The 15,548-nt window shown below is 66.5% G+C and carries 11 protein-coding genes; 7 read left to right on the top strand and 4 right to left on the bottom strand.

The genetic code is table 11. The features are described from left to right. Nucleotide 1: 1 nt before the first annotated feature. From FIV42_RS03165 to FIV42_RS03150, 4 genes are all read right to left on the bottom strand, one after another. Nucleotides 2–712 (bottom strand): hypothetical protein, encoded by a 711-nt coding sequence (locus FIV42_RS03165; protein ID WP_141196268.1) that lies wholly within the window; start codon nt 710–712, stop codon nt 2–4. After that, complete coding sequence (locus FIV42_RS03160; protein ID WP_141196267.1) at nt 709–1,173, bottom strand: hypothetical protein; 465 nt, start codon at nt 1,171–1,173, stop codon at nt 709–711. Before FIV42_RS03160 ends, FIV42_RS03165 begins: the two co-directional genes overlap by 4 nt. Before the next feature lie 150 nt (nt 1,174–1,323). Next, nucleotides 1,324–2,778 (bottom strand): UDP-N-acetylmuramate:L-alanyl-gamma-D-glutamyl-meso-diaminopimelate ligase, encoded by a 1,455-nt coding sequence (gene mpl, locus FIV42_RS03155; protein ID WP_141196266.1) that lies wholly within the window; start codon nt 2,776–2,778, stop codon nt 1,324–1,326. Between the two features lie 109 nt (nt 2,779–2,887). After that, nucleotides 2,888–3,553, bottom strand: a complete 666-nt coding sequence (locus FIV42_RS03150) for a PilZ domain-containing protein (protein WP_141196265.1) — start codon at nt 3,551–3,553, stop codon at nt 2,888–2,890. Nucleotides 3,554–3,794: 241 nt separating this feature from the next. Between FIV42_RS03150 and FIV42_RS03145 the strand changes: the two genes are divergently transcribed. The 7 genes from FIV42_RS03145 (at nt 3,795) to FIV42_RS03115 (ending at nt 15,463) form a co-directional block, all read left to right on the top strand. Then, nucleotides 3,795–5,060: a TolC family protein gene (locus FIV42_RS03145; protein ID WP_141196264.1), complete on the top strand. Its 1,266-nt coding sequence runs from the start codon at nt 3,795–3,797 to the stop codon at nt 5,058–5,060. Between the two features lie 9 nt (nt 5,061–5,069). Continuing rightward, a complete protein-coding gene (locus FIV42_RS03140; RefSeq protein WP_141196263.1) occupies nt 5,070–6,203 on the top strand; it encodes an efflux RND transporter periplasmic adaptor subunit in 1,134 nt (377 codons plus the stop codon). A 32-nt stretch (nt 6,204–6,235) separates the two neighbouring features. Then, on the top strand, nt 6,236–9,310 hold the full coding sequence (locus FIV42_RS03135; protein WP_141196262.1) for an efflux RND transporter permease subunit: 3,075 nt from the start codon (nt 6,236–6,238) through the stop codon (nt 9,308–9,310). Between the two features lie 14 nt (nt 9,311–9,324). After that, nucleotides 9,325–10,068, top strand: a complete 744-nt coding sequence (locus tag FIV42_RS03130; RefSeq protein ID WP_141196261.1) for a response regulator transcription factor — start codon at nt 9,325–9,327, stop codon at nt 10,066–10,068. After that, nucleotides 10,061–11,509: a sensor histidine kinase gene (locus tag FIV42_RS03125; protein WP_168210354.1), complete on the top strand. Its 1,449-nt coding sequence runs from the start codon at nt 10,061–10,063 to the stop codon at nt 11,507–11,509. Before FIV42_RS03130 ends, FIV42_RS03125 begins: the two co-directional genes overlap by 8 nt. A gap of 675 nt (nt 11,510–12,184) precedes the next feature. Further along, nucleotides 12,185–12,961, top strand: coding sequence for a hypothetical protein (locus tag FIV42_RS03120; RefSeq protein WP_141196259.1), 777 nt, complete (start codon nt 12,185–12,187; stop codon nt 12,959–12,961). 294 nt (nt 12,962–13,255) lie between these two features. Beyond that, nucleotides 13,256–15,463 (top strand): amino acid permease, encoded by a 2,208-nt coding sequence (locus FIV42_RS03115; protein WP_141196258.1) that lies wholly within the window; start codon nt 13,256–13,258, stop codon nt 15,461–15,463. Nucleotides 15,464–15,548: the final 85 nt, after the last annotated feature.

Below are 15,548 nucleotides of genomic sequence, written 5' to 3'. Positions count from 1 at the left end.
GTCAGTCCTCCTGTCGCGCCTTGGAGAGCGCGCGCGAGAACCATCCGCCGGTCAGCGCGTCGAGCCGGGCGGTCTGGCGGTCGGCTTCCAGGCGAAGCTCGATGCGCTTCTTCCATTCGGTCGTCGGCGTCAGAATCAGCTCGGTGAGGTAGCGTCGGCGCAGGTAGTAGGCCTCGCCCACCTCGACGAGCAGCTCGCGCCGTGCGTCGCGCCGCCTTCGCACCTCACGGGCGATCGTCGGCTCGCTCTTGTCGTAGATGAGCCCCGACAGGTCCCACTCGAGCTCGACGGCGTAGATGGTGCGCAGGCGCGTGTCGTCGACGAAGTCGTTGCGCGCGCTGTCGCGGTACATCGCACCCGTCTCGGCAGTCTCGAGGTCCTCGCGGTATCGCGCCTCTTTGTCGCGCTGGTCGAGCCAGGCGACCTCGCCCTCGACGTCGGGAAGCAGGTGCGACCAGCGGGCTCGCGACGACCACTCGTCGAGATCGCCTCGGCTATAACCGTTGGCGCGCAGGGCGGCGCTTCGGGTCTGAGCGACCGACGGCTCACTCGCGAGTTGAGACGCGACCGCCTTCGGCGTGGCTTGTCCGGCAGCATTAGTGGGCCACGCGAGGAGCACCAACGCGAGAAGGGCGAATATTGGAGGCAGACCTTCTAGGTCTGCTCCAGCGCTCAAAGCGCTGCCTCCGAAGTCTCTCGAAATGAGTTTCATTCTTCTTCTCCGGCAAAGTCATCGATTTCAATTCGGCGCAGGCACTCGGTGGGCGTGAGCTCCGGGATATTCGGCTCCAACAGGTCGGTCGCCTCGGCCATCTCGACTAAATTCCACCGTACGCCGACCTGCCAGCCGAACGGCTGGACCCGGTCGGCGTCGCGGTACAGTGGCGCGGGGTCCGGGGCGGGCGCAGGGGCAGGGACAGGCGCGGCGGTCACCGCGTTCGGCCACGCCCGAGCGGCGTCCCTGCGGTCGTCCTGGGTCTGAAACCAGATCCGAACGGCCACGCGCGGCGCAAACCGCGACGCCTTGGTGCGAAGCGACGCGTCTTCGGCGGAGTTGGCGCGCTCGTCGCGGCGCTCACACGGGTCGTCGAGCGCCGTCGCCGCCACGGGGGCGAGGCAGAGCAGGGCGCCGGCGAAGAGCGCCCTTATGGGTTGGATATGTGTTGGCTGCATCGCACGATCCTCCGTCACCGTTTGTGGATGAAGACTCACCGGAGCCCTCATTACGGTTATCGGAAAATCTGGCGATTTGTTGCGTGGAGAGGCAAAAAAGGTGGGCGAGCCGAGCCGTCGAGATCGCCGGCTCGGCCAGTGTTCATGGGCCTATGCGTCGCTCCACTTTTTTTCGAGCGCGTCGACCAATTTCTGATGCAGCCCGCCGAAGGCCGAGCCTGAAAGTCCGGCGATGATATCACCCGGCTCGGCGCGCTCGACGACGTAGTCGACGATGTCGTCGACCTCGGGGATGAGCGTGGTCTCGGGGCCGAGATCGCGAATCGTCTCGGCCATCTGGTCGATGTCGATGCGCTCCTCCGGGGCGAGGTTGTCCTTCTTCTGGAACGGCTTAGACAGGACGACGAAGTCGGCTTTGGCGAACGCCGGCGGGTAGTCGTTCTGGAAGACCTTGCGGCGAGAGGTGTTGCTCTTTGCCTCGAAGATCGCCCACAGGCGACGGTCGGGATAGCGGCTGCGAAGCGCTTCGACCGTCGATCGCACGGCGGTGGGGTGGTGGGCGAAGTCGTCGATGACGCGAATATCGTTGACCTCGCCGATGAACTCCTGGCGCTTTTTGACCGACGCGAAGGTCGACAGCGCCTCCTTGATGACGTCGAGGTCGACCCCCTCGTCGAGCGCGATGCCGGTCGCGCCGAGCATATTGCGCACGTTGAACTCGCCGACGCACGGCAGCGCGAAGTGGCCGAGCGATTCGCCGTGGTAGACGACCTCGGCGGTCGTCGGCGAGCCGTACTCGATGTCGCGGGCGAACAGGTCGTTGTCTTCGCCGAGCCCGAAGGTGCGCCTGGGCGCCTTGCTCCCCTCGGAGACCGTCATCGCGCGCGGGTCGTCGCCGTTGACCCACAGGCTCCCCTCCTCGGGAATCATGTCGACCATGCGCTCGAAGACCCACTCGATCTCGTCGATATCCTCGTAGATATCGGCGTGGTCGAATTCGAGGTTGTTGATCGTGGCCCGGAACGGGTCGTAGTGCCAGAACTTGGGGACCTTGTCGAAGTAGGCGGTGTCGTACTCGTCGCCTTCGAGCACGAAGATCTCGCCGTCGCCCAGCCGGTAATTCGACCCGAAGTTGCCGGTGATGCCGCCGATCATGAAGCCCGGGTCGCGCCCGGCGTGGGCCATGATCCAGGCGAGCATGCTGCTGGTGGTCGTCTTGCCGTGGGTGCCGGTGACCACGAGCGTGCGCTTGTCGCGAAAGAAGAAGTGCTTGAGCGTCTCGGGCAGGCTCAGGTGCGGCAGGCCGCGCCGGCGCATCTCGGCGGCGTCGGCGTACTCGGCGCGACACACGTTGCCCACGATCACCAGGTCCGGGTCCCAGTCGAGATTGGAGGCGTCGTAGCCCTGCATGATCTCGATGCCACGCTCGGCAAGCCAGGTGCTCATGGGCGGGTAAGCGCCGGCGTCGCTGCCGCGCACCGTGTACCCGCTCTCTTTGAGCATGGCCGCCAGGCTACCCATGGCCGTGCCACAGATGCCGATGATGTGGATGGTCTGGATGTCTTCGGGAAGGTCGGGAAACGGACGCTTGGCTTCAGCGGTCAAGGTGAGGCTCCGTCTTGGCTTGAGAGATTGCCCGGCTTTGCGCTCCTCCCCGTGGGGGAGGTGCCTCGCGCGCCGTACAGCGCGAGGCGGAGGGGGCACCGAAAACCCACTACTCCCCAATAAACGCCGCAAACTGCTGGCGTTGTTCCTCGTCGAGCGCCAAGAACTCCAGGCGCATGCCGCGCTCGCGCCGCGGCGTCTCTTTGACGTCGACCACGCGCGCCTCGAGGCCGAAGGCGTCGTCGCGCTCGGGGTGGACGATCTCGCAGATGACCGTCGAGTCGATGGGGCTCAACTCGGAGGTGCGCACGAAGATGCTGCCCTGCTCGAGGTCGCGCCCGGCGAACGTGCGCAGCTGGTCCATGGTGCGCATGTGCACGGTGACCTTGCCGACGTCGAGGGCGCGCACTTTGTCGCGCGCTTCCGGATCCTTTTCGTACTGCGCGGTCAGATAATCGCGCCAGCGCTCGCGCGTCTCCTTGCCCACCGAGAAGAGCTGGATGCCCATGCCCGGCGTTTCGCCGTTCTCGCGCGCTTCGGTCGGGTTGACCGTATGGGCGACCAGGCCGAGCATCTGCAGCGGCTCGTCGTTGACGTCGAGTTGGGTCTGAAAGCGCACCAGTTTGCGCAGCGGCAACGGCTCGGGACACGAGATGAACACCCCGCGATACGACGCGTTGCTGATGGTGTAGTCGAGCTCCCCGTCGGGAAGCTGCAGGGTGACCGGGATCGAAATCTCGATGCGCGGTTCGCGTCGCTGGGTCTTGGCGCTCATCGACAGCCCTCGTGCGTGGCGGAAGGTAGTTGGTGGAAGTAGGTCGCCCGACCATCATAGGAAAGACCGGGCGGGAGGGGAAGGTCGATTGCGCCCGCGATTTGCAAGGCCGTGCGCGAATAGATGAGAGAACTTTAATCTACGCGCTCAAGACGCCGGGCAGGGGGCGCCTATAGGTTCGTTCATGTCGACACAGCGGTGTTGGACGCCGCTGTCGTAGAATCGAGATGGAGAAGAACCTATGCGCAAATGGACGTGGTCGTTGGCGGTCCTGGCGTGGCTGACGTTTGCCTCGGCAAATGCGTCGGCCGAGTGCCCGGCCGACACGGCGCTGCAGCCGGGCAACGTGTCCCAGGTGGCCAATCGAGTGTACGAGGCGGGACCTCAACGAGCGCATAAGGCGCTGGTCGAGGGCATGGCGCAGGCGCGCCAATCGGTGCCCGGCCGGGTGCGAAGCCTCGATATCAACGTGGTGCCGGAGTTTTCGACGTCCGGGGCCTCCGAGCTCAACGAGTATACCGCCGACGTCGCCTTGACGGTCGAGCTGGGCCGGTTGGCCGAGCTTCGACGCGAGCAGTACGCCGCGTTGGGCGACGAGGCGAGGGCCCAGGTCGAGCAGCACCGCTGGGAGTACGTCTTTGCGGTGCAGTCGGCGTATCTCGACTGGTGGACTTACGCGCTCGAGGCGGCGCACCTCGACGCCTATGTCGACGAGGCCTCCGCCGATCTCGACCCGCTGCGCGACGCGCTCGAAAAGCAGCAGATCGCGGCCATCGACGTCGCCGACATGGAGGCCGAGCTGGCGCGCATTCGCGCCGAGCGTCTCGAGGCGCGCCAGCGCGCCAACGCAGCCAGCGCCGAGCTCGCGCGCCTGCTCGGCGGCCGGTGCGAGCTGGCTTCGGTCGAAGTCGAGCACAAGCCCTCCAAGAACGTCGCCGCCTCCAACCCCTGGAAGGCGCTCGCCTCCAAGGTCGACCAATTTCCCTCGGTCAAAGCACTCCAAGCTCGCCAAAAGAGCGCCCTCGCCGGGGCCGAGGCGGCCCGGGCGCAGGCCCCGTGGGAGCTGTCCGTCGGCGCCGGGATGCGCAGCGTGGGCTTCGACGAGTATTGGGCGCAGGGTGTCATCGGCCTGAGCATCCCGCTGGGCAATCCCGCCGCGCCCGAGGCCGACGAACTCCAGGCCGCCGCCATCGCCGCGCGCGCCGAGAGCGACTGGCAGTTGGAGCAATTACGCGCCGGCCTCGCCGCGCGCGCCGATCGCTACTCCGCGGCCGTCTCGACCTTCGAGAGCCTGAACGACGACTACCTCGCCCCCCTCGAAAAGCGCCAGAAGATGCTCGACGCCGCCGTCGACCGCGGGCGCGTGTCGGTCGACCGGGTCATTCGCGCCCGGCGCGACCTGCACGAGGCCTATCACAAGCTGTTGATGCTGCGCGCACAGATCCAGACCAATCACATGCGAGCCGAGGCCATGCAGCGCTGGCTCGCCGACGACCAAGATCGCTGAGGCTTTCCCATGAAACCAACGAAGATGCTCATCGCCGGCTCGTTCGTCGCCTCTCTGGCGGCTGGCGCGGCCGGATGCGACGCGGTCGAGGTAAACGCCCAGGCCGCTCCCGATACCTCCGCCGAGCAGACCATCGCCCAACGACTCGACTACAGCGCCGCCGAGCCAGCCGACGAGGCGACGCTCGCCCGGCTGCCCGGCGAAGTCGTGATGGCCGAGCACAACTCCTATCGCTTCGGCCCGTCGGTGCGCGCGCGGCTCGTCGAGTGGCACGTCGCTCCCGGGGAGCGCGTGGCTACCGGCGACGCCCTGGCCACGCTGGTCAGCCCCGAGCTGGGAGACCTGGAGGCGACTGCCGCCGAGTTGGCGCGGGTGGTTCGCGAGCGTGAGAAATACGTCGAGCAGCGCCGCGAGGACCTCGAGGCGGGTGTGGTCGCCATGCGCGCGGTCCAGGAGGCCGAGCTCGCCGCCGCCGAGGCGCGCGCTCAGCTCAACTCGGTGCGCCGTCAGCTCCGTGTGCGCAAAAACAAGCAGCTTCGCTCCGAGTCGGGCAACGGCTGGAGCTGGGTCGCCCCCATGGACGGCCGCGTGTGCGACATCTCGTGTAAGCCCGGCGGGCTGTACGGCGCCGAGTCGCCGTGCATCGAACTCCTCGACATGTCGCGCGCCGAGCTGCGCGTGGAGGTGCCCGAGCGGCTGCTCGCTCGCACCGAGGGGACCTACTCGCTGCAGTGGGAGCCCGACTCCGCCGCGCCGGGCGCGGCCCCCGTCGAGCTGACGTTGGTGCGCCGCGAAGCCGCGCTCGACTCCAGCTCGCGCACCCAGTCGCACTTTTTTCGAGGCAAGGGCGACTTTCGAGGCAAGGGCGACACCTCGTTGATGGTCGGCGCCTCGGGGCTGGCCACCCTCAACATCCCGGCGCCCGAAGGCGTCGTGCTGGTGCCCCGGTTGGCGGTCACCGAGCTGCAGGGCGAGCCCCATGTGTTCGTCAAAGCCTCGGAGGGCCTTCCAAAGCCGGTGGCCGTCGACAAGCGCGGCCAATTCGGCGACGGGCTGCTCGTCTTCTCCAAAGAGCTCGAGGCCGGCACGCCAGTCGTCTCGCGCGGCACCTTCCTGCTCAAGAGCCAACTTGCGCTCCAATAGCTGCCCGGAACACTGCCGGATAGGAAATCAGTATGTGGCTTCTCGAAAAAACGATCGAAAAGAGCGTCCAGCACCGCATGTTCGTGCTCATCGGCGTGTTGGCGTTTGCCGCGCTGGGCATCTTCTCGCTGCGCTTCGTGACCTTCGACGCGTTCCCCGACCTGACCAACGTGCAGGTCCAGGTTGTCACCGCCTCGCCGGGGATGGCCAGCGAAGAGACCGAGCTTCTGGTGACCTTGCCCATCGAGCGCGAGCTCAGCGGTGTGCCCGGGGTCACCGAACTGCGTAGCCTGTCGCGCACGGGCATCTCGTCGATCGCGGTGGTCTTCGAAGACGGCACCGACCTGTGGCACGCTCGTCAGCTGGTCAAAGAGCGCCTCGACGGCGCGCGCGACGCCATCCCCGAGGCCGCCGGCCAGCCCGAGTTGGGCCCGCCGGCTACTGGTCTAGGCGAGGTCTTCCAGTTCACGGTCAGCAGCGATCGGCACACCAAATACGAGCTCGACCGCATCTTCAAGCGCGACATCCAGCCCCGGCTGCTGGCCGTCGACGGCATCGTCGAGGTCAACGCCTGGGGCGGCGGCGAGCCGCAACTGCACGTGCGCCTCGACCCCTACAAGCTCGCCGCCCACGACGTGAGCGTCGGCGAGGTGCAGGCGGCCATTCGCAGCAGCCTGGGGCTGACCGCCGGCGGCGCGATCATCGGCGGGCCCGAGCAGGTGCTGGTGCGCGCGCTGGCCAACCCGGCGACCCCCGACGAACTCGGCGCCATCGCCGTGCCCACCGAAGACGACGAGGTCTACCTGCGCGACATCGCCACCATCGAGGACGCCGGCGCACTGACCGTCGGGCTCGGATCGGCCGACGCCGAGGGCGAGGCGCTCTTTGCCGTCGCCCAACTCCTGTCGGGGGCCGACGCGCTCAGCGTGGTCGACGAGATTCGCGAGCGCATCGAGGAGGTCGAACAGATCTTGCCCGAAGGCGTCGAGATCGGCGTGGTCTACGACCGCAAAAAACTCGTGGGCAACACCCTGTCGACGGTGACCAAGTCGCTCATCGAGGGCGGCGTCCTGGTGATCCTCGTCTTGCTGTTGATGCTCGGCGATATCCGCGCCGGTCTGCTCGTCGCCTCGGTGATCCCGTTGTCGATGCTGGGAGCGTTTCTGGGGCTCAACGCGCTCGGCTATACGGGCAACCTGATGTCGCTGGGCGCGATCGACTTCGGCCTGATCGTCGACGGCACCATCGTGGTCGTCGAGAGCATCGTCGCGCTGCATCTGGGCAAGCAGCTGACCGAAAAGCAGCGCCGCCAGGCCATGGTCGAGCAGGCGCAGACGGTCGCCGGGCCCGTGCTCTTTGCGGTCGGCATTCTGATCTTGGTGTATATCCCCATCCTGACGATGTGGGGCGTGGAGGGGAAGCTCTTCCGCCCGATGGCGCTGACGGTGCTTCTGGCGCTGTCGACCGCCTTGGTGCTCTCGTACACCTACGTGCCCGCGGCCTCCTCGCTGATCATCGAGCCCAAAGGCGAGCACAAGACCTGGCTGGCCGACAAGCTCAGTCGGCTGTACGAGCCGGTGCTCGACCACGCCATGAGCAAGCCCCTGGTGCCGGTGCTCGCCGCGGTGGGCGCCTTCGGGGCCAGCGCGGTCCTGGCGATCAATATGGGCATCGAGTTCGTCCCGCAGCTGCAAGAGGGCGATATCGTCGTGCAGACCGCACGCGTGCCGTCCATCAGCCCCGATAAGGCGCTCGAAGAGGCCACGCGTATCGAAAAGATCATCGGCGAGTTCCCCGAGGTCGAACGCGTCGCCAGCCGCACCGGCGCGCCCGGCCTGGCCACCGACCCGATGGGGCTCGAGGAGTCCGATATCCTGGTCAAGCTCGCCCCTCGCGACGAGTGGGTGACCGCCCAGACGCAACAGGGCCTGGTCAACGCGATCTCCAAGCGCCTCGAAACCGAAGCCCCCGGCGCCGCGCTCACGTTCACCCAGCCCATCGAGATGCGCTTCAACGAGATGCTCGAGGGGATCACGAGCGACGTGGGTGTCAAGGTCTTTGGGCCGGACCTCGACACGCTGATCGATATCTCCGAGCAGATCGCCGCGACCCTCGAAGAGGTGCCCGGGGCGGCCGACGTTACCCCGCCGGCCATCGAGGGTGTGCCCAACCTGGAGGTCGATCTCGACGCGGCCAAGCTCGCACGCTACGGACTCGTCGCCGAGGACGTCATGGACGTCGTCGCCGGCATCCAGCGCGGCACCTCGGTGGGCACGGTGCGCCGCGGCCAATTCCGCGACGCCATCGTCGTCAAGCTCGACTACCGCAATGACTTCCCGCTCACCGACCTGCCGATCACCTTGCCGCAGGGCGGCTCCATTCCGCTGGGCGAGGTCGCCGACGTGCGCGAGGTCACCTCGCCGGCGATCATCGAGCGTGAGGCCAACAGCCGCCGGTTCATCGTCCAGGCGAACGTGCGCGGCCGCGACCTGGGCGGGTTCGTCCAAGAGGCTCAGGAGAAAGTCGGCGCGCTCGACTTGCCCGACGGCTACTGGGTCGAGTGGAGCGGCAAATACGAGCAGCTTCGCGCGGCGGCCTCGCGCACCGCGGTGTCGGTGCCGATCGTCTTGTTTCTGATTCTGGGCGTGCTGTATGTAGCGTTTCGCAGCTGGCGCATCGCGCTGCTCATCTTCTTGAACGTGCCGGTCGCCGCCAGCGGCGGGATCATCATCTTGTGGCTGCGCGACCTGCCCATCTCGATGAGCGCCATCGTCGGGCTCATCGCGCTCTTTGGCATCGCGGTGATGAACGGCATCGTGCTCTTGAGCCGCACCCGCGAGCTGCACAAGGAGACGGGTGATGCGCACCAGGCCGCCCACAAGAGCGCCGAGGAGCGCTTCCGGCCGGTGCTCATGACCGCCTTCGTCGCCGGAATTGGCTTCTTGCCGATGGCGTTGCAAACGGGCGTGGGCGCGGAGGTGCAGCGGCCTTTGGCCACCGTGGTCATCGGCGGGCTGGTCACCAGCACGCTGCTGACGCTGGTGGTCGTCCCGACGCTGTATGCGCGCCTGATCAAGCGCAGTGGTCGCGAGCAACAGACTGAGTAAAACGTGAGACGTAGATGCTGGTACTGATAGTCGAGGACGATGAACGCGTCGGGCAGTTCCTCTATCGCGGGTTGCGCGAGGAGGGCTACAAGGTCGATCTGTGCGAGACGGCCGCCGACGCCGAGGCGCAGGGCCTGGCCCAGCCCTACGACGTCGTCTTACTCGACTGGATGCTGCCCGACGCCGACGGGCTGACCGTGCTTCGCCACTGGCGCGAGGCGGGCATGAGCGCCCCGGTGATCATGCTCACCGCGCGCACCGGCGTCGACGCCACGGTGCTCGCCCTCGACTCCGGCGCCGACGACTACATCGAAAAACCGTTCAGCTTCGAGGAGTTGCTCGCCCGGCTGCGCGCGCAGACCCGCCGCGCCCACACCACGGGCACCGCCCCTCACCTGGTGCAGGTCGGCTCCGCCCGGGTCGACTTGCGCAGCCGTTCGGTGTCGCGCGGCGGCGAAGACTTCGAGCTGACCGGCCGCGAGTTCGAGCTGCTCGATCACTTCCTCAAGCACCGCGGCGAGACGCTCGGAAGGGCGCGCATCCTCGATCGGGTCTGGGGGATGTCGCACGACCCGACTACCAACGTCGTCGATGTTTATGTGCGCTACCTGCGCAACAAACTCGACCCCGACGACCTCGCCGACAACGCCGAGTCGGTCATCCAGACCGTGCGCGGGCGTGGGTATCGGTTGCGTCCCCAGGATGAATTCACCAAACAAGATGAACTCGACGAGCAGCAGGAGCACGACGATGAGTGACTCCCGGCGCCCATCAGCCGATCGTCCGTCGATGCAGCGTGTCGTCATGGTCACCGTGACCTGGATCACGGGGCTGGCCATCCTCTTGTTCGCCGCCGGGCTGCTCTACACCTTCCACGTCCAGATTCACCAGCAGACCGGCCAATTGCTCTTACAGATCGCGCGGACCGAGGCCGATGGGGTGATCAGCGAGCTCGAGCACGGCGTCCACGTCCACGACATGTCGGTGACGCTGCCGACCCTGCGCGGCGAGATCGCCGACAAGTACGCGCTGGCCTTCGACGCCGACTGCCGAGTGTTGGCCGCGACCGACAATATTACCGTCCAACGGGTGCCTCGGAGTTGGTGCACCGACAAGTTGAAGCTGGGGGACCAGCGTCTCTTTCACACCGACGCCCTCGCCGAGCCTCGGCTGCGCGCGGCGTGGTTCGTCGCCCGGCGCCCCGACGGTTCGCCGCTGGTCTTCGTGGCCGGCGTGCACGACGAGATGGTGCACGCGTCGGTGTATCGGACCGCCTGGGTGGTGGTGCTGTTGGCGCTCGTGCTGTTGGGCGTGGTGTTGCTGGCCGCGTGGCTGGTGTCGCGGCGGCTGAGTACGGACCTGGGCGCGCTGAGCGCGACCTGCGAGCAGATCACCGAGCGCGCCGCCGACCTCGACGACGCCGAGCTCGAGCGCCAGCTCGCGGTCGCCGACTCCGCCCCGAGCGAACTCGCCGCCCTGGCGGCCACGGTGCGCGACCTCGTGCGCCGGCTCAACCGGATGGTGCAGGTCCAGAACCGCTTTATCGCCGAGGCCGCCCACGAACTGCGCACCCCACTGACCGCGCTGCAGGGCGAGCTCGAGTTGACCCTGCGCCGCGAGCGCAGCCCCGAAGAGTACCGCGAGGCCCTCGAGCGCGCCCTGGCCGACGCCCGCCGGCTCAGTGGGCTATACGACGGGCTGCTGCGCGCCGCGCGCACCCAATCCGAAGAGATCATCTCGGCGCGCATCGCGCTCGACGCCGCCGTCGCCGATAGCCTGGAGCGCTTCGCCGGCCGGCTCGCCGAGGCCGGCGTCCGCGTGGAGTTCGACCCCGGCGACGCGCGCTGGGCGGTGCGAGGCGACAAGGTGGCTTGCGCGCGCGTGCTCGACAATCTGTTCAGCAACGTCGTGCGTCATAGCAGCGCGAGCACGCTCTCGGTGCGCTTGGAGAGTGTCCGCGAGCCGCTGGGCACCTCGGGCCCCGTCGACCAGGTCGTCGTTCACATCGAGGACGACGGCGACGGCATCGACGCCGATCCTTCCGAACTCTTCGTCCCCTTCGCCGCCGACTCCCGGGCCGGCCACGGACTCGGGCTGTTCATCACCGAGAAATTGATGCGCAAGCAGGGCGGGGCGCTCGAGTATGTCGCCGGCCCGGGCGGGGCGCACTGGTTATTGCGGTTCCGGGCGGTCGACTGAGTGTAAATGCGAGAGTTTCTCGCTTGGGAGTGTACGCCGTTCAGAGCTTGGGAGTGTACGCCGTTCAGAGCTTGGGAGTGTACGCCGTTCAGAGATCGCACGCCTGCTATATAAGGCGCCCTGAACTGCGGGCGTTAAAAACATAGGGGCTGCGTGTTGCGAGAGGTTCCAGGTTGCAGGCGGACACGGTGTCAGAGACCGTGTGCGTTACGTCTCCGAGGCTTCACTAGACGCACACGACGCTCTTGGCGTATCTTGGGCGAACTACGAGCAGTATTGTGGTGGGAGTGTAATCCCGTTGGTCTGGTGACACGAAGGCCCTGTGCCACGTGCGCAGGCGTCGAGCCGAGCGAGGCGAGGCGATGTTTCAGGTGCGAATGCGCCGTCTCCCTCAGATGACGGCCTTGGCCCTGGTGTAAGAGCATCGTTTCCGCTGGAGGATGCGTTTGCACCGGGTGCAAAGGCATGCCTCGGCCGAAAATGTGCGCGATCACCTGGTCGGAGGCCATCAGTTCGACAGGACCTAGGGCATGCACTCGGGACATGGGCACGAGCGCGTCGGGACGACGCCCTCGCACCTCGTGCACCGGCTCCGTGTCGATCGACCCACCCTGCTGCTCGTGGTGTTTGTGCATTTTTCACCACAACCCATCACCGAAACCCACAGGAGCAGCGATGACGAATCAGTTCACCCAGAAGACCGTGAGCCGCTTGCGTCGCGGCAGCTTACTGCGCGACGTGTTGTTGTCGAACCGTGACTCGGTTCGCCCGGACCTGCAGACTCGCGTCTCTCCCGAGTACGTAGACCTGCTTATCGGCATGAAGGAGCAGACGGCCGACGAGCTCGATCGCCAGGCCAAAATCGTGCGCGAGGCCGCGCTCGAGCTGACCGCCGAGATGCAAGACGACGACCCGGCCCGTGAGGAACGCGACGTCGCCGTCGACCAGCTGTACGGCCTCGCTGTCCAGACGCGCCCCTCCATCGAGTCGGCCTTCGGCGTCGAGCGTGTGTCGGTGTATGGCCTCGCCGGTAAGACTCCACGCACGCCTAGCGAGTTGAGCGAATTCGTGGGCAACGCCGTGCATCTGATGCGCACCGAGCCGGCCGAGGCGACCAACGCGCTGGGCGTCAGCGTGCGTACGGAGGCGGTCGCCGACGTGCTCCAGCCCGCCCTCGACGAGCTCGACGGCCACATCGCCCAGGTAGAGGCCGAGCGCCAAGAGCTCATCAGCGCCTACAACAGACGCGACCGCGCGCTGGCCAACTTCGACGCGGTCTTCGATCTGGCCGCCGACCTGGCCGACCGCGTCTACCGGCTCGCCGGCCGCGACGACCTGGCCGACCAACTGGCCACCCGCCTGCGCCAGATCGACGGGTCCGGCGACGCCGCTCCGACTGACGCCGACCCCGACGTCAACCCGACCGAGGACGAGGAGCCCGTCGGGGCGTGAGCTGGTGTATGCCGTTCAGAGATCGCACGCCTGCTACATAGGGGCTGCGTGTTGCGAGAGGTTCCAGATTGCCGACCTGCGAATTGGAACCACGTCGCGACTCGCAGCCCCTATGTCTTTAATTGCTTATGTAGCAGGCGTTTCTCATACCTAGACTCCTCAGTGAGAGAATCACCTCTCATCGAGGCCCACATGGTGTCTGCCACCGTGCGCACGTCCGCTCTGCGTTGACGCACCACCCGCGATTACTCTATGGGTGCCATTCTTGGTCCGTAGCACCCATTTGGAGACACCATGGCTGACCAAGTCGAAAAGACATCCAACCAGTTCGGCACGTTTGGGGGCGTTTTTACGCCGTCAATCCTGACCATTCTGGGCGTGATCATGTTCATGCGCTCGGGGTTCGTGACCGGGCAGGCGGGCATGGGTTCGGCGATCTTGATCCTGGTCATCGCGACCTCGATCACGTTTTTGACCGGCCTGTCGATCTCGGCGATCTCGACGAACACGACCGTCGAGGGCGGCGGGGCGTATTTTTTGATTTCGCGCTCGCTCGGCCCGGAGTTCGGCGGGGCGATCGGCGTGGCGCTCTTCTTCGCGCAGGCCCTGGCGGTCCCGTTCTACATCCTAGGCTTCGTCGAGGCGCTCACGACCACCTTTCCCGAGGCGTTGCCATATTTCTTGCCCATCGGGCTGGGGACTCTGACGGTGCTGTTCATCATCAACTACGTCGGGGCCAGCTGGGCGATCAAAACCCAGTACGTCGTCTTGTCGATCTTGGTGATGAGCATCGGCTCGTTTTTGGTGGGCGGAGTGATGGACTTCGACATGGAGATCGCGCGGGCGAACTGGGAGTCGGCCTACACCGACGGGACGAGCTTCTGGGTGGTGTTCGCGGTCTTCTTCCCGGCGGTCACCGGCATCGACGCCGGAGTGAATATGTCGGGCGACCTCAAGGAGCCCGAGCGCTCGATCCCGCGCGGCACGCTGGCCGCGATCGGGGTGGGCTTTTTGGTCTACCTGTTCAACATCATCGTCTCGGGCGGCTCGACGCTGCGCGAGAACCTGATCAACGACCCGTTCGGCTCGCTGCTCAACCAGGCCGGCCCGCTGGCGTTCATGGTCATCGCGGGCGTCTTCGCGGCGACCTTGTCGAGCGCCATCGGCTCGCTTTTGGGCGCGCCGCGCATCCTGCAGGCGCTCGCCCGCGACGACATCTTTCCGGGGCTCGGCTTCTTCGCCAAAGGCACCCCGCAGGGCGACGAGCCGCGGCGCGGGCTGTGGCTGAGCTTCGGCATGGGCATCGTGGTGTTGCTCGTGGCCGGCTCGGGCGGCGGCGGAGGCGCGCTCAACGCGGTGGCGGTCGTGCTGACGATGTTCTTCTTGTTCGCCTACGGCATGACCAACGCCGCGGCGTTCATCGAGCAGTTTAGCCGCAACCCGTCGTTTCGGCCGCGCTTCAAGTTCTTCCACTGGGGCTCGGGGCTCGTGGGCGGCATCGGGTGTTTGGTGGCCGCGTTTCTGATCAACCCGATGGCCGCGATCGTGTCGCTCTTTTTGGTCACCGGGATCTACTTTTTCATCTCGCGCCGCGTGCTCCAGAGCACCTTTGGCGACGCGCGCCGTGGGTTTTATTACGAGCGGGTGCGCAACAACCTGAGCAAGCTCGACACCTACGAGCAGCACCCCAAAAACTGGCGGCCCACCGCGCTGGTCTTGTCGGGCAACCCCAAGACGCGGCTCACGCTCACCCAGATCGCCAACTGGCTGGGCCGCGGCCGCGGCATCACCACGCTGGTCAACGTCATCGAGGGGCGGGTGCACGAAAAGCTCGAAGAGCGCGCCAAGGTGCAGGCCGAGATCGAGGAGTACGTCGACCAGAACAACATCCAGGCCTACGTCGAAGTCGTCGTCAGCCCCTCGTTTCGCGAGGGTCTGGGCGTGTTGTTGCAGGCGCACTCCATCGGCCCCATCAAGCCGAACATGATCGTGTCGGGCTGGCCGGGACGGCCGCGCGACTACGAGGAGTTCGCCCGCCAGTTGCGCGTCGCCCACGAGCTGGGGCTGAGCCAGGTGATCCTGGTCGACCACGGCCTGCCCGACGAGCCCGAGCGCATCGACATCTGGTGGCGCGGCCAGCGAAACGGCTCGCTGATGGTCATCCTGGCATATCTGCTCACCCACAACTGGGAGTGGACGCGCACGCGGATCCGGCTCATCAAGATGCTCGACGACGGCGAGACGACCGCCGAGGCCGAGGCGAAGCTCGAGGAGCTGCTCGACGCCGCGCGCCTCGACGCCGACTACCTGGTGCTCGAAAGCGGCGACTTCGCCTCGCAGCTCCAAAAGACCTCGGGCGACGCCGACCTGGTGATGCTCGGCTTCAAACCGCCCACGGGCGACCGCGCCGAAGGGTTCCACAAGGCGTACAGCCAATTCGTGGAGGGGTTGCCGACGACGCTGATCGTGTGTTCGACGGGGGACGCGGATTTGTTGTCGTAAGTCGGCGTCGTTTTCGGCGCGAGTTGCCAGGGAGTCGCAGGTGGCGAAGGCCTTGCTAGAACCCGGGCCTGCACCACCTGGAGTC

The organism is Persicimonas caeni, from assembly GCF_006517175.1.
Taxonomy (GTDB): domain Bacteria; phylum Myxococcota_A; class Bradymonadia; order Bradymonadales; family Bradymonadaceae; genus Persicimonas; species Persicimonas caeni.
This window is presented reverse-complemented; position numbering and strand designations above follow the sequence as displayed.

Excerpts from the sequence above, each read along its gene's own strand:
- FIV42_RS03115 (WP_141196258.1), top strand. The coding sequence starts at position 13,256 with ATGGCTGACCAAGTCGAAAAGACATCCAACCAGTTCGGCACGTTTGGG.
- FIV42_RS03140 (WP_141196263.1), top strand. The coding sequence starts at position 5,070 with ATGAAACCAACGAAGATGCTCATCGCCGGCTCGTTCGTCGCCTCTCTG.
- FIV42_RS03135 (WP_141196262.1), top strand. The coding sequence starts at position 6,236 with ATGTGGCTTCTCGAAAAAACGATCGAAAAGAGCGTCCAGCACCGCATG.
- FIV42_RS03150 (WP_141196265.1), bottom strand. The coding sequence starts at position 3,553 with ATGAGCGCCAAGACCCAGCGACGCGAACCGCGCATCGAGATTTCGATC.
- FIV42_RS03145 (WP_141196264.1), top strand. The coding sequence starts at position 3,795 with ATGCGCAAATGGACGTGGTCGTTGGCGGTCCTGGCGTGGCTGACGTTT.
- FIV42_RS03130 (WP_141196261.1), top strand. The coding sequence starts at position 9,325 with ATGCTGGTACTGATAGTCGAGGACGATGAACGCGTCGGGCAGTTCCTC.
- FIV42_RS03125 (WP_168210354.1), top strand. The coding sequence starts at position 10,061 with ATGAGTGACTCCCGGCGCCCATCAGCCGATCGTCCGTCGATGCAGCGT.
- FIV42_RS03160 (WP_141196267.1), bottom strand. The coding sequence starts at position 1,173 with ATGCAGCCAACACATATCCAACCCATAAGGGCGCTCTTCGCCGGCGCC.
- FIV42_RS03120 (WP_141196259.1), top strand. The coding sequence starts at position 12,185 with ATGACGAATCAGTTCACCCAGAAGACCGTGAGCCGCTTGCGTCGCGGC.
- FIV42_RS03165 (WP_141196268.1), bottom strand. The coding sequence starts at position 712 with ATGAAACTCATTTCGAGAGACTTCGGAGGCAGCGCTTTGAGCGCTGGA.